This is a genomic window from Allobosea robiniae, from assembly GCF_900102525.1.
In the GTDB taxonomy this organism is placed as follows: Bacteria; Pseudomonadota; Alphaproteobacteria; order Rhizobiales; family Beijerinckiaceae; genus Allobosea; species Allobosea robiniae.
This window is the reverse complement of record NZ_FNBZ01000013.1, coordinates 13,614-35,083: the sequence shown is the minus strand read 5'-3', so window position 1 is coordinate 35,083 and position 21,470 is coordinate 13,614. Positions and strand designations below refer to the sequence as shown.

The following is a 21,470-nucleotide window of genomic DNA, read 5'->3' as shown; positions in this document are numbered from 1 at the left end:
GTCTTACCTCCTCAGAGCGCCTGCTTCTTGTCCTGATGGACGGCGAGCGAGCCGATCGAGTTGCCGCCATCGACCGTGAGCGTCGCCCCGGTGACATAGGCCGAGGCATCGCTGGCGAGATAGAGCAGGGCATTGCCGACATCGGCGCGCGAGGAGGCCCGGCCGAGCGGGATTTGCGCGACGGTGTTCTGGATATGCGCATCGGTGAGGGCGCTGACCGTGCTGCCGGCGGCGAAGCCCGGCTCCAGCGCGTTGGAACGGATGCCGTATTCGGCAAGCTCGACGCCGAACCCCTTGGTCAGCCGGTCGAGCGCGGTCTTGGACATCGAGTAGACGCAGGCCGTGCGCCGCATCTTGCGCGAGGCACCCGACGAGATGTTGATGATCGAGCCCTTCACGCCCTTGCGCACCATCTGGGTCGCCAGCTCGCGGGTCAGGATGAAGGGTGCCCTGAGATTGATCCCCAGGATGCGGTCGAACTCGGCGGTCGTCGTGTCCAGCAGGAAGGCGCTCGGATAGATGCCGGCATTGTTGACGAGGATGTCGGCCGCGCCCCAACGCTGGCCGATCTCGCTGGCGAGGGCCACGATCGAAGCCTCATTGGTCAGGTCGGCCGGCATGACGAAGCTGTTGCCGGAGAGGCCGAGCGTCTTGGCCAGCGTCTCCAGGTCCTGGCTACGCGCATCGGTCAGGCAGAGCGTGGCGCCGGCCTCGTGCAGCACTTCGGCGATCCAGCGGCCGATGACCCCGCAGGCGCCGGTGACGACGGCGCGCTTCCCCTTGATGTCGTCGAACATGGCTTTTCCTTCAGCGATGGCGAGGATCGAGGCGGTCGCGCACGGCGTCGCCGGTGAGATTGACGGCGAGCACCAGCACGAACAGGCAGGCACCGGGCAGCGTCGCCACCCACCAGGCGGTCGCGACATAGTTCCTGCCGGTCGAGAGCATCGCGCCCCAGCTCGCGGTCGGCGGCTGGACGCCGAGCCCGAGGAAGGAGAGGCCCGCTTCGAACAGGATCATCAGCCCGAATTCGAGCGTCGCGACGACGCTGATCGCGCCGACGATGTTCGGCAGGACATGGCGGAAGAGCACGCGCGGCGCGCCGGCTCCCATCAGCGCCGAGAGCCGGACATAGGGCATGTTCGCGACGGAGAGCGTCTGGCTGTAGGCGATGCGGGCGTAGCGCGGCCAGCGGGTGAGCGCGAGCACCATGATGACATTGACGATGCCGGGGCCGAGCACCGCGACCGTGATGATCGCGAGCAGGATCGCCGGGATCGACAGGAAGACGTCGACGACGCGCATCACCGCGATCTCGACCCAGCCGCGCCGGTAGCCGGCGATCATGCCGAGCGTCGTCCCGACCACGCCGGAGAGCACGACCGATGCGAAGGCGACGATCAGCGAGATGCGCGCGCCATGGATGACGCGGCTGAGCAGGTCGCGGCCGAGCTCGTCGCTGCCGAGCCAGTAATGGAAGCTGCGCGAGACCGTGCCAGGAGGCTTCAACCGACCGAGCAGGTTCTGCTGGTTGGGGTCATAGGGCGCGAGCCAAGGGGCAAGGATCGCGACCAGCACGACGAGCGCGATGATGCCGACCGGCCACCAGCGCCACAGGCCGTCACGCTTGCTGCGCGGCACGGAGGTTGCGGCTGCGACGCTCACCGCGCCCCCTCCAGCACGATGCGCGGATCGACCAGGCTGTAGAGCAGGTCCGAGAGCAGGTTGAGCAGCACGGTGACGAAGGCACCGAGCAGCACCACGCCCTGCACGATCATGAAATCGCGCGCCAGGATCGCCTGTACGGTGACCTGTCCGAGGCCGGGCCAGGCGAAGACGGTCTCGACGATGACGGCGCCGGCCAGCAGGTTCGAGATTTCGAGAGCTGCGACGGTGATGACCGGGATCGAGGCGTTGCGCGCGAGATGGCGGATCAGCAGTCGCCCGCTGCGAACACCGCGCGAGCGGGCGGTGCGGACGTAGTCCTTCGAGAGTTCATCGAGCAGGGCCGAGCGTGTGATCCGCGCAAAGGTCGCCATGCTGAGCAGGCCGAGCGCGAAGGACGGCATCACGAGATGCGAGAGATCGCCGGTGGAAGAGGGCGGCAGCCAGCCGAGCAGCACCGAGAACACCAGGATCATCAGGATGCCGCTCCAGAAGGTCGGCATGCTCTGGGCGGCAAGGACGAAGCCGGCTGCTGCCTTCGCCGCGGGCGAGTTGCGGAAGATCGCCAGCAGGATGCCGATCGGCACGCCGATGCCGCAGGCAACGAGGAGCGCGCCCGCCGCCAGCATCAGCGTATAGGGCAGGCGCGAGGCGATGATCGTCGTCACCGGCACGCGCTGCACCACGGATTGCCCGAGGTCGAAGCGCCCGAGCTCGCCGAGGAAATCGAGATACTGCACCACCAATGGCCGGTCGAAGCCGAGCTGGTGGCGCAAGGCCGCGATATCGGCCTGTGTCGCCGTTTCCGGCACAAGCAGATAGGTCGGGTCTCCCGTCAGGCGCTGGACGAAGAAGATCAGCGTCACCACCCCGAGGATGGTGACGAGAGCCTGGCCCAGCCGGCGGAGCAGAAAACCCGGCACCGCGGCTCAGTCCTTCCAGCTCATCCGGTTGATGAACATGCTTTCGTTGGGCGTCGGCTGGAAGGCGAGGTTCTTCGCCGCGCCATAGATCACCACGGCCTGGTAGAGCGGCACGACCGGTACATCGGTAGCGACGATCTCGTGGACCTGCTTGTAGGCGGCGAGCCGCTTGCTGGTGTCGAGCGTCGCGCGCGCCTCTTCCAGCAGGGCGTCCATCTTCGGGTTGCGATAGGCCGACCAGCCGCTGCTCTTGTGCAGCAGCGGGAAGAGCACGCCGTCGGCATCCTGGCAGGCGCAGGACCAGCGGCCGAAGCTGAGCATCGAGGTCGCCTCCGGTCCGGCCTGGGCGCGCTTCAGATAGGTCGCCATGTCGGACATCGCGATCTTCACGTTGAAGCCGGCATCGACCAGCATCTGCTGGATTGCCTGGACGATGCGCTGGTCGAAGACCGGCGCGGTGGCGAGGTCGATCTCGGCCTTCGCGGCGGGGCCTGCTTCCGCGATCAGCGCCTTGGCCTTGGCGAGGTCGTGTTCCGGTGCCTTGATGCCGTCGACCCAGCCGAAGATCGCCGGGGTCAGCAGTTCCGGCACCGGCTTGTCATGGCCGCCCAGCAGGCCGTCGATCATCGCCTGCTTGTCGAGCGCATAGGCTGCCGCCAGCCTGAGCTTGGGATTGTCGAAGGGCGGCTTGGTCGTGTTGAGCCGGACATAGGCGACGCGCTCGGTCAGGCCGATCAGGGCCTGGGCCTTGGCGGAGGATTTGAGTTGGGCAGCCTGGTCGGCATCGAGCGTGACGACGAGGTCGCTCGCACCGGCCTGCAGGTTGGCAAGCCGCGTCGCCGCGTCCGGCACAGCCCGGAAGGTCACGGTCGGGAACGGCGCCTTGGTGCCCCAATAGGTGTCGTTGCGCGCAAGCTGGACATTCACGCCGCGTTGCCAGGACTCGAACTTGTAGGGGCCGCTGCCGACGGGCTTGAGGTTGAAGGCATCCTTGCCGACGGCCTCGACCACGGCCTTGGGCACGATCGAGAGCTTGACGAGCTGCGCCAGCAGCGCCGGATAGGGGCCGGCGGTGACGAGCTTCACCTTGGTCGGCGAGAGCGCGACGGCGTCGGTGATCTTGTCGAACTGGCCGAGCTGGGGGCTGGCGAATTTCGGATCGGTGATGCGCTTGACGCTGAAGACGACATCGTCGGCGGTCAGCTTCGAGCCGTCATGGAAAGCGATGTCGCTGCGCAGGTCGAACTCGATCTCAGTGTCCGAGAGCTGCTTCCAGGCGGTCGCGACTTGCGGGATGATTTCGCCCTTGTCGTCGCGGGTGACGAGATTGTCGAAGATGTTGCGGTAGACATAGTAGCTGTCCGGATTCCACTGCACCTGCGGGTCGAGCGAGGACGGCTCGTTGACGAGGTCGACGACGAAACGATCCTTGGCGGCGAGTGCCGGCCCGGCCGCCAGGCCGAGCGCGGTGGCGACGAGGAAGGCGGCTGCGGCTTTCGAAACACGGCTCATCGCGATTTCTCCTCGGACAGGGTGGGGGACGGCTTGCGGTCGTTGCTGCTCCGGCGCGGCAGGCGGCTGCGCACGGAAACGGGGTGATCCTGCGGGAGCAGGCGAGCGGTGGCGAGAAAGCCGTGCGCGACCGCATCGGTGAAGCGCTTCTGCTCCTCCTGAAGCGCGAGCAGCGCGGCCTCCCGGTCGCCGCGCAGGAGCGCGTCGAGCAGCGGGCGCGGATCGATCGCCGGCGGCGTCGTGCCGGCGAGTTCGAGGGAGCGGATCAGCCGTTCGGTGTGATCCCAGAGATCGCGCAGCCAGCTTTCGATGAAGCCGCCGGCCCGCTGTGCGAGCAGGTCGAGTGCCTGCCGGCACAATTGCTGCGCCATGGTGCGGGCTGAAGGATCGTCCCTCCCCAGAACGGCGTCGATCGCGCCTCTCAGGCTGCCGAGCAGGGCAATGCTGCGCTCATCGAGCGGCTTTTCGACCAGTGCCGGCTCGATCCGCAATCTTGCCTCGACGATGGCGCTTGCAAGCGCCCCGTCGACCGCAGCGACGCGCCAGCCCTGCCGCGCATGCCTGGCGACGAAGCCGGCCCCAGCAAGTTCCGTCAGTGCGACGCGAACAGCCGCGCGTCCGAGGCCGAAACGCTGCGCGAGGTCGCCTTCATGGGCATAGGTACCGGGAATGAGCTCGCAGCGGACAAGCACCTGCCGCAGGCGCCGGCTTGCGAAGGTGATGTCGCTTTCCGCTGCAGGCGGCTTCGGAAGCGAGAAGGGCGATTGATCGAGCATGAGCCATGCTGGCTCAGTTTCTGAGATCTGACAATCACTTTGTGAGATGTCAGAAACGCATGATCAAGCATGCTTGAGCCCCGCCGTGCATGGCGGGGCTATGGCCTCGACTCAATTTGAATGAGCAGCCGGCAGCTTGCGCCGCCATAAGCCTATGGCTCGGCTGGGACGGTGTTCGCCGTCGGCGCGGCCTGCGCCAGGAAGAAGAACGCCAGCGCGGCGCACCAGACGATCAGGCCGAAGACGGTCGCGCCCGCCAGCACCAGCCCGAACCCGCCTTGCGCATGCAGGACGGCCAGCATCGGCACCACGAAGCCGCTCACTGTGAAGCCGAGGAAATAGCGCACGCTGAACGCCTTGGCGCGGTGCTGCGCCGGCACGTAGCGGGCGACCATCGCGTCGTTGACGACGACCTGCCCGTAGATCGCGGCCATGGTCATGACGAGGCCGATCAGCAGCGGCACGCCGGATGTCGTCGCCGCGAGTGCGAGGCCCAGCGGCTGGAACAGCGCGAGCCCGACGAACAGGGCCGGAAGCGTGTAGCGGTCGACCAGCCGCCCCATCAGCCATTGCGTGGCGGCGCCGAAGACGAAGACCAGCGTCGCCAGCGAGCCGATCAGCGCCAGCGGCAGGTCGAGGCCGAGCCTTTCGTCGATGACCTTCGGCAGCGCGATCGTGGTGATGTTGAAGGTCATGCCGCCGGCTATGACCGCGACAGCGAAGATGGCGAGCAGAGCCTTCGGCCGATTGACCGGAATGAGTTCGGCCTTGCCGGAGCGGTTCGCGGACGGGTTACCGTCGCCGGGCACGAGCGCGATGAATGCCGCGCCGAGAACGAGGCAGACCAGCCCCGGCAGGACGAAGGCGAAGCGCCAGCCGAAATTCGCGGCGATGAGCGCGGTGACGCCGGCGGCCGAAGCCGCGCCGAGATTGCCCCAGACGGCGTTGACGCCGAGATCCCGGCCGAGCTGGCGGGCATGACTGACCAGCATCGTCGAGCCGACCGGGTGATAGATCGCCGAGGCCACGCCCAGCACGAGCAGCCAGCCGGCGAAGGCGGCGGGGCGGTCGGCACTCGCAACGCCGAGGCAGGACAGCCCGTAACCGATGAAGAACACGGCGAGCATGTTACGCCGGCCGAACCGATCCGAGAGCCAGCCCATCGGCAGCGAGCACAGGCCGAAGGCGACGAAGGCGCCGGTGGCGAGGCCGATCAGCTCGGCATAGCTGAGATTGGTCTGCGCCGCGATGGCGATCACCGCCGTCGGGTAGATCAGCAGCACGAAATGATCGAGCGCATGAGCGGCATTGACGAAGAGAAGGGTGCGCTTCGACAGCGTTTCGGGGGTCATGGCGGTCTCTCGATAATAACGCGCCAATTTAGCTTGACCCGTTAAGCCTGTCGGGCCGTTATTCGGCAGGATCGGGCCAAACAGGAGATGTGATGCGCAGTGAGAGCGAGGCCTATCAGACGGTGCCGCGCGCCGTTGCCGTCATGCCGAAGAGCTATTCCGCCGGCGCCAGCACGGGCTGGCACAGCCATCCGCGCGCGCAACTGCTCTATGCCACCGCTGGCCTGACGCTGGTCCGGGCGGAGGACGGCACCTGGGTGCTGCCGGCCCGGCATGCGCTCTGGATTCCGCCTGGTCTCTCGCATGAGGTCAGGATGCATGGCGCGGTCTCGATGTGCTCGGCCTATATCGCGCCGGAGGCGGTGGGTGTCCTGCCGGCGGGGTGCCGCGTGCTGGAGGTCTCCAGCCTGCTCGCTTCGGCGCTGGAGGCGCTTGCGGTCGAGCCGCTGCTCTATGACGAAGCCGGGCGCGGCGGGCATCTCGCCGCGCTGATTCTCGACGAGATCGCGCGGGCGCCGGAGACGGCGCTGACGCTGCCCTTGCCGCGGGATGTGCGTCTGCGGCGCATCTGCGATGCCTTGCTGAAGGACCCCGGTTCTGGCCTCGACATCGATGGCTGGGCGCAGCGCGCGGGAGCGAGCCGGCGGACATTGACACGCGGCTTCCGGGCGGAGACCGGCCTGAGCTTCGGCGACTGGAGGTCTCGCCTGCGCGTACTGCGGGCCATGACGATGGCGAGCGATGGCGCGCCGCCCCACCAGATTGCCAGGGCGGTTGGTTATGCCGACCAGCGTGCGCTGCGGACAGCGGCCCGGCGTGTCCTCGGCCGGGCCGATCTGCCCACGTGAAGCCGATCAGCGCGATTGCAGCGTCGGGTCGAGCCGGTCCCGGATCCAGTCGCCGACGATCGAGATCGACATCGTCGTCAGGAAGATAGCCATGCCGGGCAGCACTGCGATCCACCACGCGCTGGTGAGATAGGCGCGTCCGGCGCCGAGCATCTGGCCGAGGCTGGTCAGGGGCGGACGGATGCCGAGGCCGAGGAAGGAGAGCGAGGTCTCCAGCAGGATCACCTGCGGGAAGTTCAGCGTGAACTGGACGATCAGCACGCTCAGGATATTCGGCAGGACATGCCGGAGATAGACATGGCGGGCCGGCGCGCCGAGCGCCGTCACGGCCGTCGCATAGCCTTGTGTATTGGCGGCGATGACGACGCCGCGCGTCAGCCGCGCGAACACCTCCCAGCCATAGAACCCCATGATCGCGACGAACAGGAAGAAGCCGCCGCCGAACAGCGCGATCAACGCCAGCGCGATCATCATGAAGGGCAACGATGCCTGCACATCGGCCAGCATCATGATGGCCTCCTCGACCAGCCCGCGGAAATGGGCGGCGATGAAGCCGAGCGTGGTGCCGATGAAGGCGCCGATCAGCGTGCCGCCGAGCGCGACGAGCACGCTGAAGCGGATCGCGTAGATCAGGCGGCTCAGGACGTCGCGCCCGAGTTCGTCGGTACCAAGCAGGTGTTCGGGCAGCCCGCCGAGGAAGCTCGGCGGCTTCAGGCGCTTCAGCAGCGATTGCGTGCGGTAGTCGTAAGGAGCGAGCCAGTCGGCGAAAAGGAAGATCACGAGGATCAGCCCGAGCAGGGCAAGCGCGATGATGACGAGTGTCGGATAGCGCGCCTCGGCACGGACCGGCGCATCGTCCTTCCGGCGGAACAGGGTCGTGAGCGCCATCTCAGCTCTCCGACCGGGCAGCGCGCATGCGCGGGTCGATCAGCGCATAGATCGCGTCGACGGCGAGATTGGCGAGAACCATCGTGATCGAGGTCATGATCAGGATCGCCTGCACCAGAGCGAAATCGCGGGATGTCACGGCATTGACCAGCAACCGGCCGACGCCCGGCACCGCGAAGACGGTCTCGACGATGATCGAGCCGGCGACGAGATCGCCGAGCTTGAGGCCGATGATCGTGATGATCGGGATCGCGGCATTGGGCAGGGCATGCCAGAGCACCCGGCGCGGCCGCGGCACGCCCTTGGCCCGGGCGGCGACGACATATTGCTTGCTGAGCACCTCGAGCATCGCCGAGCGCGTGAAACGGGCGAAGGTGCCGGCGAAATGCGTGCCGAGCGTCACGGCCGGCAGGATCAGGTGCCAGATCGTCTGGTCGCCCGAACTCGGCAGCAGGCGCCAGTGCAACGAGAACAGCAGGATCAGCAGGATGCCCAAGAAGAAGTTCGGCAGGCTGAAGCCGAGCACGGCGAAGCTCATCACGAAGCGGTCGATCGCCCGGTTGCGGTTGAGCGCCGCGACGATGCCGAGCCCGACGCCGAGCAGGAGGCCGAGCACGAAGGCGGTGAGCCCGAGCCTGAGCGTGCGCGGCAATGCTGCGGCGATGAGCTCGATCGCTGGCCGCTGGTCCGAGAGCGACAGCCCGAAATCGCCCTGCGCGATGCCGGATACATAGGAGACGTATTGCTGCCAGAGCGGTCGGTCGAGCCCGAATTTCTCGCGGTAATGCGCGATGACCTCCGCGGGAGCCTGGTCGCCGACCAGCGCCTCGATCGGGTCGCCCGAGAGGTTGAGCGCGACGAAGGTCAGCGTCACGATCAGCCAGACGGTCAGGAGGCCGCGCGCGAGCTTCGTCAGGAACAGCCGGCCCGGCATCACGACGCCTTGCGGCTTTGCAGGCCGGTCAGCAGGTCGGGATCGTTGAGCAGAACGGCCTGAGGCGCATGAGCGAGAATCCGTAGCAGGCCATCGTGATCGACATCGCCGACGATACGGTCCGTGCCGTTGCCGCCGGCGGTGACCCAGACGGGAGAGCGCCCGAGCAGCCGCGCCGCGACCGGGCCGTCGAGCGCACCTTCCCAGATGCGGAAGGCGCTCGCGCCCGCAGCGGCATAGTGGTCCGGATTGGCCTTGTCGGGCAGGAAGGCGAGGGCCCTGAGGCCGGGGATCGTCAGCGTGGCGTGTGCGACCTGAAGCACTTCGCGCGCGCCGATCCAGACCCGGTCGGCGACGCCGAGTTCCTTGATGACGGCAAGCACGGCGTCGATGATGGCGAGGTCCTTGGTCTTGATGTCGATCAGCGCTTGTCGGTGTGGACAGATCGTGGCCAGCGCCTCGGCCAGCGTCGCGAGCTGCACGCCGCCTGCGCGGGCGATGGCTTTGAGGCTCTCGTACGGCGTCTCCGCGATCGCGGCATCGCGGCCGGCGATGCGGGCAAGGTCGGGATCATGCGAGGCGATGACGATGCCGTCGGCGCTGAGGCGTGCATCGGTCTCGACGAGATCGGCGCCGGACGCGATCGCGGCGCGATGGGCCTCCAGCGTATTCTCCGGATAGCGGGCCGAGTGGCCGCGATGGGCGATGACGAGCGGCCGGGTCATGACGCAACTCCCAGTTCACCAGCAAAATGGCAGCGCACGCTGTGGCCCTCGCCAAGCGGGCGCAGGGCCGGCATCTCGGCCGAGCAGCGCGGGCGGGCATAGGGGCAGCGCGTGTGGAAATGACATCCGGCCGGCGGATTGGCCGGTGAAGGCGGATCGCCCGCGAGGCGCACGGGCCGGGTCGCGCGTGAGGCCGAAAGGTCCGGGATCGCGGCGAGCAGCGCCATCGTGTAGGGGTGCAGAGGCCTGCGATAGACCGGGTCGGTCGGGCCTTCCTCGACGATCTGGCCGAGATACATCACGGCGATGCGGTGCGAGAGCTTCTTCACCACGCGCAGGTCGTGCGAGATGAAGAGATAGGCGATGTCGAAGCGCTCCTGCAGCTCCTGCAAAAGCTCCGTCACCGTCGCCTGCACGGAGACGTCGAGCGCCGAGACCGGCTCGTCGCAGACGATCAGGCTGGGCTTCATCGCCAGCGCCCGTGCGATCACGACGCGCTGCGCCTGCCCGCCGCTGATCTGGTGCGGAAAACGGTCGGCCATCTCCGGCGCCAATGCGACCGCCTGCATCAGGCGCAGCACTTCCGCGTCGCGCCCGCCGCGTTCGCCGATCCCGTGCAGGTCGAGCGGCTCGCGGATCTGGCGGCCGATGCTCAATCGCGGATCGAGCGCCGATTGCGGGTTCTGGAAGATCATCTGGATGTCGCGGCGCTGCCGCTGCCAGTCCTTCGGCGTCAGGCCTGTGAGGTCGCGGCCCTTGAACAGGATCTCGCCGCCGCTCGGCCGTTCGAGCCCGACGATCATCCGGCCGGTGGTCGATTTCCCGCAGCCGGATTCGCCGACGAGCCCGAGCGTCTCGCCGATCCGCAAGGTCAGCGACACATCCTCGACCGCGCGGATGGTCCGTTGCGTCCGCAGGAAGGAGCGGCCGCCGCCGAAATGCCGGCGTAAGGCAGAGACGCGCAGCAGGGGTTCGGGCGCGGCGCTCATGACGCGGCCCGTTTGCGGTAGACGGGCGCGGCGACGTCGAGGCGCGGCATCGCTGCGAGCAGCTCGCGCGTATAGGGTGCTTGCGGAGCTGTCAGCAGGCGTGCAGCCGGGCCGGCCTCGACCACGCGGCCATGGCGCATCACCACGACATCATCGGCCATTTCGGCGACGACGCCGAGATCATGGGTGACGAACAGGATCGCCATGCCGAATTCGGCCTTGAGCCGGTTGAGTAGGTCGAGGATCTGCGCCTGGATGGTGACGTCGAGCGCGGTCGTCGGCTCGTCCGCGATCAGCAGCTTCGGCTCGCAGGCCAGCGCCATCGCAATCATCACGCGCTGCGCCATGCCGCCGGAGAACTGGTGGACATAGGACGCGAGACGCTGCTCCGGCTCGGGAATGCCGACGAGACGCAGCAATTCCAGCGCCCGCGCCTGCCGCTGCGGCTCGGAGAGCGCGGTGTGCAGGCGCAAGGTCTCGCGCAATTGCGTGCCAACCGTATGGAGCGGGTTGAGCGAACCGAGCGGGTCCTGGAACACCATGCCGATGCCGCGGCCGCGGATCGTTTCGAGTTCGGCCTCGCTGGCGGCGGCGAGGTCGCGCCCTTCGAACAGGATGCGCCCCGCCGTCCGGCGCCCGTTCGCTGGCAGGAGGCCGAGCACCGCCTGGCAGGAGACGCTCTTGCCGCTGCCGCTCTCGCCAACGACGCAGGTCGTCGTGCCCGGCCGCACGGCGAAGGAGACCGCGTGCAGGATGTCGGCATAGCCCGCGGCGGTGCGGAAGCCGACGGTCAGGCCCTCGACGGAGAGCAGCGCAGCGCTGCCCCCGTCAGTTCCTGCCTTGCGGTCGCGCTCCGTCACTTCGCGCCCAGCGAGAAGTTCGAGGGGCGGAAGTCCATGTAGTACTGGCTGTAGGGCGTCCACTCGATGCCCTTCTTCACGCCATAGCCGGTGACGGGGTTGTAGAGCATCGTCATCGGCATATCGTCCTCGAAGGCCGTGAGCAGCCTGGCGAAGGTCGCCCGGCGCTTGGCCTCGTCGGTCTCGGCGGTCAGCTCGCTGGCGGCGTCGTTGAAGGCCGGGCTCGCACCGTAGAGCTTCCAGGTCTTCTGGTTCTCGCTGTCGGGACCCCAGAGGGTGAGGATCGCGCCGGACGGATCGGGCACGCGATAGGTGTTCGACCAGGCGAAGACCTGGGCACCCGGCTTGCGCACCTCCTTGAAGCTGTCGACGAAGTCGATGCGGGCATTGATGCCCACGTTGCGCCACATCTCCTGGATCACCTGCGCCGCCTCGACATTGTAGAGATAGTAGTTCGGGATCAGGCGGTAGGAGATCTCCTGGCCTTTGTAGGAGCTTTCCGCGAGCAGCTTCTTGGCGAGCGCAGGATCATAGGCGTAGCCCTTGTTGTCCTTCACATACATCGGCCCGAAGCTCGGCAGCTGGTGGCCGTTCGGCGTATAGGTCTGGCCCTTCCAGAGCGCGTCGATCAGCGCCTTCCGATCGATCGACAGGCTCATCGCATGGCGCAGCTTCTTGTCGGAGAGCACGGGGTCGTTGGTGTTGAACTGGAGGACGTGGCTGTTCTCCAGCGGCTCGGTCTTCACCGAGACGTCCTTGTAGCCCTTGAGTCCGTCCCACTGGTCCGGCGGCAGTTCGACGGCGATGTCGAAATCGCCGGCGACGAGGCCGGCGACGCGCGCCGCAACTTCCGGGACCGAGCGGAAGGTGATGGTCTTGGCGGCGGGCTTGCCGCCGAAATAGCGGTCGAAGGCGGCGAGCGTCACCTTGTCGTTCTTCTGGTAGTCGACGAAGCTGTAGGGGCCGGTGCCAACCGGCTTCCAGCGCAGCGCCTTGGCGGCCTGGTCCATCCAGACCTTGGAGTCGACACCCTCCTTGCGGAAGGCGTTCCACGGCTCGTCGCAGATCGCGAAGGACATGTAGCTCGACAGGCGATGCTCGATGATCGGATCGTGCTGCGCCACCGTGATCCGGACGGTGAAGTCGTCGAGCTTCTCGACTTGGGTGAAGTTGCCGAAATAGACGCGGCCTTCCGGGTAATAGGCCTTCGGCCCCCAGAGTCGGTCGGGCGAGAAGGTCGCCAGCACGTCATTGGCGTCGAACGGGCTGCCGTCATGGCAGGTGACGCCGCGGCGCAGCTTCAGGTCGAAGGTGGTCGGCGTCGTCCAGGACCAGCTTTCGGCGAGGCCGGGCACGAGGTTGGCGCCGCCATCGGCCTTCGGCTTGGCGAAGTCGCGCCGGATCAGCGTGTCGAAGATCGAATAGTAGATCCGGATATCGACATTGCCGGTGTGCTCGCCGGGGTCGAGCGAGCGTGCGAGCTCGTTCACCGCCACCGTCAGGGCGGGTCGCTCCTGCGCGATGGCGCCGGAGCAAGCGGCAAGGGCCAGGCCGGTGCCGAGCACGACTCCGAGCGGCGCTTTGCGTGTGGTCGATCTGGTCATTGTATCCTCCCATCGGACAGGAATCGTTTGCGTGTTCCGTCGTTCGTCGATGCGACAGCCCTATCCGGGCTTGCCGCGAAACAGGCGTTGCAGCGTTTCGACTTTCGCGAGCGTCTTCAGCGAGCGGCCTTGGTCGGTGCGTGACAATTCCAGGATCAGCGTGTTGCAGATCGCCATCGGCACGGTCAGCGAATGAAACTCGCCCTGTTCGCCGCGGGCGGCGACGAGTTGCCTGTCGCAGACGGGGACGCCGGTGCGCCGGTCGGTGATCAGCAGCGTGGCGGCGCCGATCTCGCGGGCGCAGGACACCAATCGTGCCGCCCCCGGACTTTCGTGGCGGAAGATCATGGAGACGACGACGTCGCCGGCGGCGAGGCCGAGCAACTGGTCGGCCGCCTGCCAGTCGGCATGGGCGACGACCGCCGCGCGGTAGCCGGACCTGACGAGGCGTCGCACGAACATGTCGGCGAGACTGCTGGCATGACCCTCGCCCACGACGAGGATGCGCCCGGCCTGCCTGATCATCCCAGCCGCCGCGACGATCTCGGCATCGGTGATCTGGTTGACCAGGTTACCGAGGGCGCGGATTTCGCCTTCGACGACCGAGCCGAGCAGGGAATCGCCGCGAACCCGGTCGAGCCGGCGCTGCACGCGCACCGAAGCGTCGAGATCGGCCACGACGGTGTCCTGCAGCGCTCCGCGCATCTCGCGATAGGAGGCGAAGCCGAGCTTGCGGGCGAGGCGGCCGGCGGTCGAGGCGTGCACGCCGGCCTGTTCAGCAACCTTGTGCGACGGCAGGAAGCTGCCTGCGGTGCGATTGGCCAGGAGAACCTCGACCAGTCGCCGGTCCGACTCGGTCAGCTCGTCCCGGCGCGCCGCGATGATCTCCGTCAGGTTCATCGTGTCTCCCATGAAGGCAGCGTAACGGAGCCTTGCAGCGATATGCAAGTTAAATTGCAGACTCGCTCATCGGCAATTTATGTTGCATAAGCAGACATCTCTCCGGACGGTGACAGGGATATGACGGACATCGCCTCACATCGCGGCGGGGCCAAAATCTGGCCCGAGAACAGCCGCCTCGCTTTCCGCAATTCCGCGGTTCTCCCGGTGGATTTCATCGAGTTCGATATCCACCGCAGCCGCGACGGCGTTCTGCTCGTCCATCACGATCCCCTGCTCGGCCGGACGGCGTCTGGCTCCGGGGCGGTCGGCGAGATGGACTGGGCGGAGCTTCAGGCCGTGGAGCTGATCGGCACCGACGACGAAACCGTCCCGAACTTCGATGAGATCCTCGATATCCTCGAACCGAGCGGCATCAGGCTGCGCATCGAATTGAAGACGCGGCAGGGCGGCGGGCGCTATCCCGGGATCGAGGCGCAGGTCGTCGCGCGACTGCGGGAAAGGCGCCTGCTCGACAGGACGACCTTCACCTCCTTCGACCTGCCGACGCTCGCAGAACTCCTGCGTCTCGTGCCGGACAGGCCGACGATCTGGCTCGTCGCCGACAAGCTGCTGGCATCACCCACGCGGGATCTGCGCAAGCTTTGCCGCGAGGCGCGCGCGGCCGGTGTGCGCGAGATCGCCATCCGTATAGCCCAGGCACAGGATGGCGATGGCGAGGCCTGCCGCGGCGAGGCGGTGACGCTGGGCTATTACGGCGCCCATGACGAGCCGGCGATCCGCAAGGCCTTTTCGGACGGCGTGAGCGCCTTCACGACCGACCGGCCGGACATCGCCATCGCTGTCCGGCGCGAGATCTGCGGCTAGCGATCCGATGTTGGGCGGGCCGCTCGAAGCCTCCGCCCTCGATCACGCCGCCTTGGCGAGGAAATCCTCGGCATAGTGACAGGCGACCTGCCGGCCATCGACTTCGCGCTTCTCCGGCCGTTCGACCCGGCAGCGTTCGGTGACGTGGGGGCAGCGGGTCGAGAATACGCAGCCCTTCGGCGGGTTGAGCGGGGAGGGCAATTCGCCGCGCAGGATGATGCGCTCGCGCTTGCCAGCATCGACGCGCGGCGTCGAGGCGAGCAGCGCCTGCGTATAGGGATGCAAGGGGCGGGCGTAGATGCGCTCCTTCGGCCCGTGCTCGATGGCATTGCCGAGATACATCACCATCACGTCATGGGCGATGTGGCGGACGACGCTGAGATCGTGCGAGATGAAGAGATAGGCGAGCTTCAGCTCGTCCTGCAGATCGGCGAGCAGGTTCAGCACCTGCGCCTGGATCGAGATGTCCAGTGCCGAGACCGGCTCGTCCGCCACCACGACTTTCGGCGACAGGATCAGCGCGCGGGCGATCGCGATGCGCTGGCGCTGGCCGCCTGAGAACATGTGCGGATAGCGGGCATAATGCTCGGGACGAAGGCCGACCTTGGCCATCATCGCGCGCGCCTTTTCGGTGCGCTCGGCCGGCGAGAGGTCGGTGTTGATCTTGAGCGGCTCCTCCAGGATCGTCCCGACCTTCTTGCGCGGATTGAGCGAGCCATAGGGGTTCTGGAAGACGAACTGCACGGTGCGGCGCAGGCGCCGGCGCTCGCTGGCCGGCGGCGAGACGGCATCGACCCCGTCCAGCGTCAGCGCGCCGGAGGTCGGTGCCTCGATCAGCGTCGCCATGCGCGCCAGCGTCGACTTTCCGCAGCCGGATTCGCCGACAACGGCGAGCGTGCGCCCGGCCTCGACCGCGAAGGAGACCTTGTTGACCGCCTGCAACTGTGCCGGGGCGCGGAAGAGCCCCTGCTTGACCGGATAGATCTGCGTCAGCTCGCGCGCTTCGATCACGGGGTTGGTCATCGCGCGGCCTCCGTCGCCTGGCCGGCTTCGTCGCGGGCACGCGCAGCGTCGCGCTGGGGATCGCCGAGCGGATAATGGCAACGTACGCGCCCGTCCGCCCAATCCCGCAGCTCCGGCTGGATGTTGCGCGAATGATCGGTCGCGTAGGCGCAGCGCGGCGAGAACAGGCAGCCTTTCGGCCGGTCGTTCAGGCCGGGCACCATGCCGGGGATGGTTGCAAGGCGGGTCGCATGCTCGCTGCGCTCCGGGAGGGCGGCGAGCAGGGCGGCGGAATAGGGGTGCTGCGGGTTGGCGAAGAGCGCGTCGACCTTGCGCTCCTCCATGATCTGCCCGGCATACATCACCATGATGCGCTGCGCCGTCTCGGCGACGACGCCCATATTGTGGGTGATGAGCACGAGCGCCATGTTGCGTTCGCGCTGCAGCGACATCAGCAGGTCGAGGATCTGCGCCTGGATGGTGACGTCGAGCGCGGTCGTCGGCTCGTCGGCGATCAGCAGGCGCGGATTGCAGGCGATCGCCATCGCGATCATCACGCGCTGGTTCATGCCGCCGGACATCTGGTGCGGGAAGGCCTTGAGGCGGCTTTCCGGCGCGGGGATGCCGACCTGCTCGAGCAATTCGATCGAGCGGCGCTTGGCCGCCTTGTTATCCATGCCCTCGTGCTTCCTGAGCGTCTCGGCAAGCTGGAAGCCGATGGTGAAGCAGGGGTTCAGGCTGGTGCTTGGCTCCTGGAAGATCATCGCCACGTCCTTGCCGGTGAGCTGGCGGCGCTCGCGGGCGGACATGGTCAGGAGATCGCGGCCATCGAAGCGCAGCTTGTCGGCGCGGACGCGGCCGGGATAGCCGACCAGGCCCATCAGCGCGAGCATGGTCACGCTCTTGCCGGAGCCGGATTCGCCGACGACGCCGAGCACCTCGCCCTCTTCGAGGGTGAGGTCGATGCGGTCGACGGCGCGCAAGGTTCCCTGGGAGGTCGGGAATTCGACGCTGAGGTTTTCGATTTCGAGCAGGGGCATGGGATCAGCGCTTCAGCTTGGGGTCGAGCGCATCGCGCAGGCCGTCACCGAGCAGGTTGAAGGCGAGCACGGTGATGAGGATGGCGAGGCCCGGGAAGGTGACGACCCACCAGGCGCGCAGCACGAATTCGCGGGCGTCCGCCAGCATCGTGCCCCATTCCGGTGTCGGCGGCTGGGCGCCGAGGCCGAGGAAGCCCAGTGCGGCGGCATCGAGGATCGCGGTGGAGACGCCGAGCGTCGCCTGCACGATCAGCGGCGCGGCGCAGTTCGGCAGGATCTCGGAGAACATCAGGCGGATCGTCTGCGCGCCCGAGACCTGGGCGGCGACGACATAGTCCTTGCTCGCCTCGGCAATGACGGCGGCACGGGTGATGCGCACGTAATGCGGCAGCACGACGATGGCCACCGCAAGCATCGCGTTCATCAGGCCGGGGCCGAGAATGGCGACGATGACGATGGCGAGCAGCAGGCTCGGCATCGTCATCAGGATGTCCATCAGCCGCATGATCGCGATATCGGCGATGCCCTTGAAATAGCCGGCGATCAGGCCGAGCACGATGCCGACGACGATGGCGAGCGCCACGACCGCGATGCCGATCACCAGCGAAAGCCGCGCGCCGAAAAGCAGGCGCGAGAGGATGTCGCGGCCGATCGCATCGGTGCCGAGCGGATAGGAGAGCGAGCCGCCCTCCTGCCAGAACGGCGGCTTCAGGAAGACCGCGTTGTTGGTCAGGTTCGGCTCATGCGGCGCGATCAGGGGCGCGAACAGCGCGCAGAGCAGCACCAGCACGATGACGACCAGGCCGGCGACGGCGCCGCGATTGGCACTGAAATAGGTCCAGAACTCGCGGACGGGATGCGGCGGCGCAGCGCTGGGCGCAGCAGTCGGGGCGTTGAGGGTTTGGGTGCTCATGCGGCGAGGCTCCGACGGGAGCGAAGGGAGAAATGACGGTTCATCTTGCGTGCCTGATGCGCGGGTTGATCAGGCCGTAGAGCAGGTCGACGAAGAGGTTGACGCTCATCACCACGACGCCGAGCATCAGCGTGCCGCCTTGCAGGACCGGGTAGTCGCGCCGGCTGATCGCCTCGATCAGCCATTTGCCGACGCCGGGCCAGGAGAAGATCGTCTCGGTCAGGATCGCGCCGGTGAAGAGCGCGCCGACCTGCAGGCCGATGACGGTGACGATCGGGATCAGGGCGTTGCGCAGCGCATGCATGGCCACGACCCGGATCGGCGCCATGCCCTTGGCGCGGGCGGTGCGGATATAGTCCTCGCCCAGCACCTCCAGCATCGCCGAGCGGGTCATGCGGGCGATGACGGCCAGCGGCACGGTGCCGAGCACGATCGCCGGCAGGACGAGATGCGACAGAGCCGACCAGAAGGCGTCGATATCCCCGGCGAGCAGGCTGTCGACGGTCAGGAAGCCGGTCACCGGCTCGATGAAATACTGCACCGCGATGCGGCCCGAGACCGGCGTGATGCCGAGCTGCACCGAGAACAGCAGGATCAGCAGCAGGCCCCACCAGAAGATCGGCATCGAATAGCCGGTCAGCGATATCCCCATCACGCCGTGGTCGAAGATCGAGTTTCGCTTCACCGCCGCGATGATGCCGGCCGGTAGCCCGACGATCAGCGCGATCAGGATGGCGCAGATCGCGAGCTCGATCGTCGCCGGGAAGAGCTGGCCGAATTCGGTCAGCACGTTCTCGCGGGTGACGATCGACTTGCCGAGATCGCCCTGGACGACGCGCTCGATATATTTGCCGTACTGGACGAGCAGCGGCCGGTCGAGGCCGTATTCGGTCAGGAGCTGGGCGTGGCGGGCGGCGTCGATGCCGCGTTCGCCGGCCATGGTCTCGATCGGGTCGCCGGGGACGAGGCGGACGAGGAAGAAGGCCAGCAGCGTGATGCCGATGAAGGTCGGGATGACCAGGCTCAGCCGGGTGAAGATGAAGCGCAGCATGGTTGTGCCGATGTTCTTGGCCGGCGCGGAAGCGATCGTCGCACGCCGGCAGGTCGTTTGGATTTATTGCAATGTCGAGCTGTAGCCCAGCGCAAACACCAAAAAGCGCTGGAGATCAAGGATGTCGTCCGCGACATAGCGGATCGTGAAGGCGTCGAGCCGCTCCACGGCCTTCAGCATGGCGAGATACTCGACCGGCTGCCGGAACAGGAAGTTGATATCGAGCGTGACCGGCCCGGCGATGCGATAGGGCTTGATCGCGGCCCGCCGCGCGATGGCGCGCTTCACACCCTCCGCGATCAGCTCGTAAGAGGCTTCCGGCATCAGCGTGCGGGCGGACTGGCGGCTATGCGCCCATTTCACCGTCACGCCCTCGATATCGGGCAGGAACCCCTTCGTCTCGGCGATGGTGGCGTCGTCGCCGCTGACGAGCAGGACCGGCACGTCGAAATGCCCGGCGATGGCGGCATTGATGCCGGCCTCCGGAACGGCGACGCCGTTGACCCTGACCTCGCGCAGGCAGGCGCTGCGGAAGGTATGGGCCAGCACGCCTTCGGGATTGGTCGCTCCCGTATGGTAGCCGATGAAGAGCGCGCCGTCATAGCTGCCGGCCTCGATGCCCTGCATCATCGAGAGCGGCCGCGGATGGGCCCGGACGAGCTGAACCTCGCGCGGCAGCCGCTCGAGCAGCAGGTTCTGCCCTCTGCCATGGCTGTCGGCGATGACGACCTCGCTGGCGCCGCTGGCATAGGCGGCCCGTGCCGCGGCGGTGACGCTGTCGGTCATCCAGATCCGGGCGGCCTGGTATTCGAAGCCCTCCACGAGGGTCTGATCGCGGGTGACGACGCCGGCGATGCCTTCGATGTCGGCGGAAATGTAGATGCGCATGGCGATGAGCTCCGGGGAGGCCCTGCGCCGCTCGCATGAGCGCGCAGGCGGTCGACCGCGGCAGCGTGGGCTGCCGCGGCGAGAGGGGGCAGGATTACTTGGCGATGGAGACGCCGTAGAAGGGCTGTCCGCCGAAGAAGTGGATCTTGTAGTCCTTCACTTCCTTGCGCACCGGCGTGAACGCCTGCGCATTGGCGAAGAGCAGGCCCGCGACATCCTCGTGGAACAGCTCCTGGAAGCGCTTGTAGAGCTTTGTGCGCTCGCCCTGGTCGGTGATGGTGCTGGCCTTGGCCAGCGCGTCCGAGGCCTCCTGGTTGCACCAGCGCGAGCGGTTGGCGCCGCTCTTCACGCCTTCGCAGGTCCAGCCCGAAAGCAGGATCTGGCTCGGATCGGGATAGTCCCAGGTATAGCCGAACATGCCGACCTCATGGTCGCCGGCGCGGCCGCGCTTGAGATACTCGCCCCATTCGTAGGTCTGGATCGTCGCCTTGACGCCGATCTTGGCCCAGTCGGCCTGGATCAGCTCGGCCGCACGCCGGCCGTTCGGCATATAGGCGCGCACGACCGGAATGGCCCAGAGCGTCGTCTCGAAGCCGTCGGCGAGACCCGCCTCCTTCAGCAGCGCCTTGGCCTTCTCGGGATCGTAGGGGCGCGGCTTCAGATCCGCATCATGCGACCAGAGCGAGGGCGGCACGGCCGCCGCAGCGATCTTGCCGGTGCCCTGATAGACCGCGTCGATGATCGCGGGGATGTTAGTCGCATAGGCCAGCGCCTCGCGCACGCGCTTGTCGCCGAAAGGCTTCTTCTGCTGGTTGAAGGCGAGGAAGCTCTGGTCGGCGATGCTGCCCTGCAGGAGGTTGATCGAGGCTTCCGCCTTCATCGCCGGCAGGTCGCCGGGATTGGGATAGCGCGCGATCTGGCACTCGCCCGAGCGCACCTTGGCGAAGCGCACCGAGGCGTCCGGCGTGATCACGAAGATCAGGTCGTTGACCAGCGCCATGCGGTCGCGGTTGCCGACCGCCTTGGTCCAGTGATCCGGCACCGCCTTGAAGCGGATGACGGCGTCCTTCTGATAGGAGGTGAGTGAGAACGGCCCGGTGCCGATCGGCACGAAATCGATCTGCTCGGGCGTGCCGGCCTTCAGCATCGCAGCCGCGTACTCAGCCGAAAGGATCGACATCGGCTCGACCGAGAGCGCCGAGAGCAGCGGCGAGTTCGGCTTGGTCAGTGTCAGCTTGACCGTGTAGTCGTCGACCTTCTCGATCGCCTTCAGGCTCGGCTTCACGATCTCGGCGAAGAAGCCGAAATTGCCGCTGCCGACTTTGTGGAAAGGATTCTTCTCGTCGAACATCCGGCCGAACGAGAAGATCACGTCGTCGGCGTTGAAGTCCCGCGTCGGCGTGAAGCTCTTGTTGGCGTGCCACTTCACGCCCTTGCGCAGCTTGAACGTGTAGGTCAGCCCGTCATCGGAAATCGTCCAGGACTCGGCGAGGCTGGGGATGATCTGCGATCCTCCGCGCTCCGTCGCGGTCAGCCGCTCATAGATCTGTGCCGCCACGTCATAGGCGGTGTTCTGTCCGCTGAATTGCGGGTTCAGGTAATCGGGGCTGGCCTCGGAGCAGACGACGAGCGCCTGGGCGCTGGCGACGGCGGGCAGCAGAAGGGCGCTCAGCCCCAGCGTCAGGGCAAGAGAACGGGCACGAACGGGCATGGGCATCTCTCTCGGGACAGGC

21 protein-coding genes are annotated in these 21,470 nt (G+C 67.1%); 2 read left to right on the top strand and 19 right to left on the bottom strand.

Annotated elements, in window-relative coordinates; genetic code table 11:
* Positions 1-11: 11 nt before the first annotated feature.
* From BLQ70_RS24445 to BLQ70_RS24420, 6 genes are all read right to left on the bottom strand, one after another.
* Complete coding sequence (locus BLQ70_RS24445) at positions 12-797, bottom strand: SDR family NAD(P)-dependent oxidoreductase (RefSeq protein WP_244512147.1); 786 nt, start codon at positions 795-797, stop codon at positions 12-14.
* A 10-nt stretch (positions 798-807) separates the two neighbouring features.
* A complete protein-coding gene (nikC, locus tag BLQ70_RS24440) occupies positions 808-1,665 on the bottom strand; it encodes a nickel transporter permease (RefSeq protein WP_139163634.1) in 858 nt (285 codons plus the stop codon).
* Positions 1,662-2,588, bottom strand: a complete 927-nt coding sequence (locus tag BLQ70_RS24435; protein ID WP_091862684.1) for an ABC transporter permease — start codon at positions 2,586-2,588, stop codon at positions 1,662-1,664. Before BLQ70_RS24435 ends, nikC begins: the two co-directional genes overlap by 4 nt.
* A gap of 6 nt (positions 2,589-2,594) precedes the next feature.
* Positions 2,595-4,100, bottom strand: coding sequence for an ABC transporter substrate-binding protein (locus BLQ70_RS24430; protein ID WP_091862681.1), 1,506 nt, complete (start codon positions 4,098-4,100; stop codon positions 2,595-2,597).
* Entirely contained in the window at positions 4,097-4,876 is a 780-nt protein-coding gene (locus BLQ70_RS24425; protein ID WP_091862678.1) for a GntR family transcriptional regulator, read from the bottom strand. The genes BLQ70_RS24430 and BLQ70_RS24425 overlap by 4 nt, the downstream gene beginning before the upstream one ends.
* Before the next feature lie 152 nt (positions 4,877-5,028).
* The gene (locus tag BLQ70_RS24420) at positions 5,029-6,228 is read right to left on the bottom strand and encodes an MFS transporter (RefSeq protein ID WP_091862674.1); all 1,200 of its coding nucleotides are present in this window, start codon (positions 6,226-6,228) and stop codon (positions 5,029-5,031) included.
* 92 nt (positions 6,229-6,320) lie between these two features.
* On the opposite strand from BLQ70_RS24420, the gene BLQ70_RS24415 reads away from it, so the two are divergent.
* Entirely contained in the window at positions 6,321-7,076 is a 756-nt protein-coding gene (locus tag BLQ70_RS24415; RefSeq protein WP_091862671.1) for an AraC family transcriptional regulator, read from the top strand.
* 6 nt (positions 7,077-7,082) lie between these two features.
* Here the strand turns inward: BLQ70_RS24415 and BLQ70_RS24410 are convergent, their stop codons facing one another.
* The 7 genes from BLQ70_RS24410 to BLQ70_RS24380 are packed head-to-tail and all read right to left on the bottom strand — an operon-like array spanning position 7,083 to position 13,976.
* A complete protein-coding gene (locus tag BLQ70_RS24410) occupies positions 7,083-7,964 on the bottom strand; it encodes an ABC transporter permease (protein WP_091862666.1) in 882 nt (293 codons plus the stop codon).
* Position 7,965: 1 nt separating this feature from the next.
* On the bottom strand, positions 7,966-8,898 hold the full coding sequence (locus BLQ70_RS24405; protein ID WP_091862662.1) for an ABC transporter permease: 933 nt from the start codon (positions 8,896-8,898) through the stop codon (positions 7,966-7,968).
* Complete coding sequence (locus BLQ70_RS24400; protein WP_091862659.1) at positions 8,898-9,623, bottom strand: glycerophosphodiester phosphodiesterase; 726 nt, start codon at positions 9,621-9,623, stop codon at positions 8,898-8,900. The genes BLQ70_RS24405 and BLQ70_RS24400 overlap by 1 nt, the downstream gene beginning before the upstream one ends.
* Positions 9,620-10,612, bottom strand: coding sequence for an ABC transporter ATP-binding protein (locus BLQ70_RS24395; protein ID WP_091862656.1), 993 nt, complete (start codon positions 10,610-10,612; stop codon positions 9,620-9,622). The genes BLQ70_RS24400 and BLQ70_RS24395 overlap by 4 nt, the downstream gene beginning before the upstream one ends.
* Positions 10,609-11,472 carry an ATP-binding cassette domain-containing protein gene (locus tag BLQ70_RS24390; protein WP_210184351.1) on the bottom strand — a complete coding sequence of 288 codons (864 nt, stop codon included), beginning with the start codon at positions 11,470-11,472 and terminating at the stop codon, positions 10,609-10,611. Before BLQ70_RS24390 ends, BLQ70_RS24395 begins: the two co-directional genes overlap by 4 nt.
* The gene (locus BLQ70_RS24385; protein WP_091862653.1) at positions 11,469-13,076 is read right to left on the bottom strand and encodes an ABC transporter substrate-binding protein; all 1,608 of its coding nucleotides are present in this window, start codon (positions 13,074-13,076) and stop codon (positions 11,469-11,471) included. Before BLQ70_RS24385 ends, BLQ70_RS24390 begins: the two co-directional genes overlap by 4 nt.
* A gap of 60 nt (positions 13,077-13,136) precedes the next feature.
* Complete coding sequence (locus BLQ70_RS24380; RefSeq protein ID WP_170843517.1) at positions 13,137-13,976, bottom strand: MurR/RpiR family transcriptional regulator; 840 nt, start codon at positions 13,974-13,976, stop codon at positions 13,137-13,139.
* A 120-nt stretch (positions 13,977-14,096) separates the two neighbouring features.
* Between BLQ70_RS24380 and BLQ70_RS24375 the strand changes: the two genes are divergently transcribed.
* On the top strand, positions 14,097-14,843 hold the full coding sequence (locus BLQ70_RS24375; protein WP_091862647.1) for a glycerophosphodiester phosphodiesterase family protein: 747 nt from the start codon (positions 14,097-14,099) through the stop codon (positions 14,841-14,843).
* Positions 14,844-14,885: 42 nt separating this feature from the next.
* Here the strand turns inward: BLQ70_RS24375 and BLQ70_RS24370 are convergent, their stop codons facing one another.
* The 6 genes from BLQ70_RS24370 to BLQ70_RS24345 form a co-directional block, all read right to left on the bottom strand.
* Entirely contained in the window at positions 14,886-15,866 is a 981-nt protein-coding gene (locus BLQ70_RS24370; RefSeq protein ID WP_091862644.1) for a peptide ABC transporter ATP-binding protein, read from the bottom strand.
* A complete protein-coding gene (locus tag BLQ70_RS24365; protein ID WP_091862639.1) occupies positions 15,863-16,885 on the bottom strand; it encodes an ABC transporter ATP-binding protein in 1,023 nt (340 codons plus the stop codon). The genes BLQ70_RS24370 and BLQ70_RS24365 overlap by 4 nt, the downstream gene beginning before the upstream one ends.
* A 4-nt stretch (positions 16,886-16,889) precedes the next feature.
* Complete coding sequence (locus tag BLQ70_RS24360; protein ID WP_091862636.1) at positions 16,890-17,798, bottom strand: ABC transporter permease subunit; 909 nt, start codon at positions 17,796-17,798, stop codon at positions 16,890-16,892.
* Positions 17,799-17,838: 40 nt separating this feature from the next.
* A complete protein-coding gene (locus BLQ70_RS24355) occupies positions 17,839-18,849 on the bottom strand; it encodes an ABC transporter permease subunit (RefSeq protein ID WP_061966560.1) in 1,011 nt (336 codons plus the stop codon).
* A gap of 63 nt (positions 18,850-18,912) precedes the next feature.
* Positions 18,913-19,737 (bottom strand): M55 family metallopeptidase, encoded by an 825-nt coding sequence (locus BLQ70_RS24350; RefSeq protein WP_061966559.1) that lies wholly within the window; start codon positions 19,735-19,737, stop codon positions 18,913-18,915.
* A gap of 94 nt (positions 19,738-19,831) precedes the next feature.
* Positions 19,832-21,448 (bottom strand): ABC transporter substrate-binding protein, encoded by a 1,617-nt coding sequence (locus tag BLQ70_RS24345; protein ID WP_091862632.1) that lies wholly within the window; start codon positions 21,446-21,448, stop codon positions 19,832-19,834.
* Between the last annotated feature and the right edge of the window lie 22 nt (positions 21,449-21,470).

Bases quoted from the DNA above. Each gene is read 5' to 3' on its own strand.
- BLQ70_RS24445 (WP_244512147.1), bottom strand. From the start codon at position 797: ATGTTCGACGACATCAAGGGGAAGCGCGCCGTCGTCACCGGCGCCTGC.
- BLQ70_RS24430 (WP_091862681.1), bottom strand. From the start codon at position 4,100: ATGAGCCGTGTTTCGAAAGCCGCAGCCGCCTTCCTCGTCGCCACCGCG.
- BLQ70_RS24425 (WP_091862678.1), bottom strand. From the start codon at position 4,876: ATGCTCGATCAATCGCCCTTCTCGCTTCCGAAGCCGCCTGCAGCGGAA.
- BLQ70_RS24420 (WP_091862674.1), bottom strand. From the start codon at position 6,228: ATGACCCCCGAAACGCTGTCGAAGCGCACCCTTCTCTTCGTCAATGCC.
- BLQ70_RS24415 (WP_091862671.1), top strand. From the start codon at position 6,321: ATGCGCAGTGAGAGCGAGGCCTATCAGACGGTGCCGCGCGCCGTTGCC.
- BLQ70_RS24410 (WP_091862666.1), bottom strand. From the start codon at position 7,964: ATGGCGCTCACGACCCTGTTCCGCCGGAAGGACGATGCGCCGGTCCGT.
- BLQ70_RS24405 (WP_091862662.1), bottom strand. From the start codon at position 8,898: ATGCCGGGCCGGCTGTTCCTGACGAAGCTCGCGCGCGGCCTCCTGACC.
- BLQ70_RS24400 (WP_091862659.1), bottom strand. From the start codon at position 9,623: ATGACCCGGCCGCTCGTCATCGCCCATCGCGGCCACTCGGCCCGCTAT.
- BLQ70_RS24395 (WP_091862656.1), bottom strand. From the start codon at position 10,612: ATGAGCGCCGCGCCCGAACCCCTGCTGCGCGTCTCTGCCTTACGCCGG.
- BLQ70_RS24385 (WP_091862653.1), bottom strand. From the start codon at position 13,076: ATGACCAGATCGACCACACGCAAAGCGCCGCTCGGAGTCGTGCTCGGC.
- BLQ70_RS24380 (WP_170843517.1), bottom strand. From the start codon at position 13,976: ATGAACCTGACGGAGATCATCGCGGCGCGCCGGGACGAGCTGACCGAG.
- BLQ70_RS24375 (WP_091862647.1), top strand. From the start codon at position 14,097: ATGACGGACATCGCCTCACATCGCGGCGGGGCCAAAATCTGGCCCGAG.
- BLQ70_RS24370 (WP_091862644.1), bottom strand. From the start codon at position 15,866: ATGACCAACCCCGTGATCGAAGCGCGCGAGCTGACGCAGATCTATCCG.
- BLQ70_RS24365 (WP_091862639.1), bottom strand. From the start codon at position 16,885: ATGCCCCTGCTCGAAATCGAAAACCTCAGCGTCGAATTCCCGACCTCC.
- BLQ70_RS24360 (WP_091862636.1), bottom strand. From the start codon at position 17,798: ATGAGCACCCAAACCCTCAACGCCCCGACTGCTGCGCCCAGCGCTGCG.
- BLQ70_RS24355 (WP_061966560.1), bottom strand. From the start codon at position 18,849: ATGCTGCGCTTCATCTTCACCCGGCTGAGCCTGGTCATCCCGACCTTC.
- BLQ70_RS24350 (WP_061966559.1), bottom strand. From the start codon at position 19,737: ATGCGCATCTACATTTCCGCCGACATCGAAGGCATCGCCGGCGTCGTC.
- BLQ70_RS24345 (WP_091862632.1), bottom strand. From the start codon at position 21,448: ATGCCCGTTCGTGCCCGTTCTCTTGCCCTGACGCTGGGGCTGAGCGCC.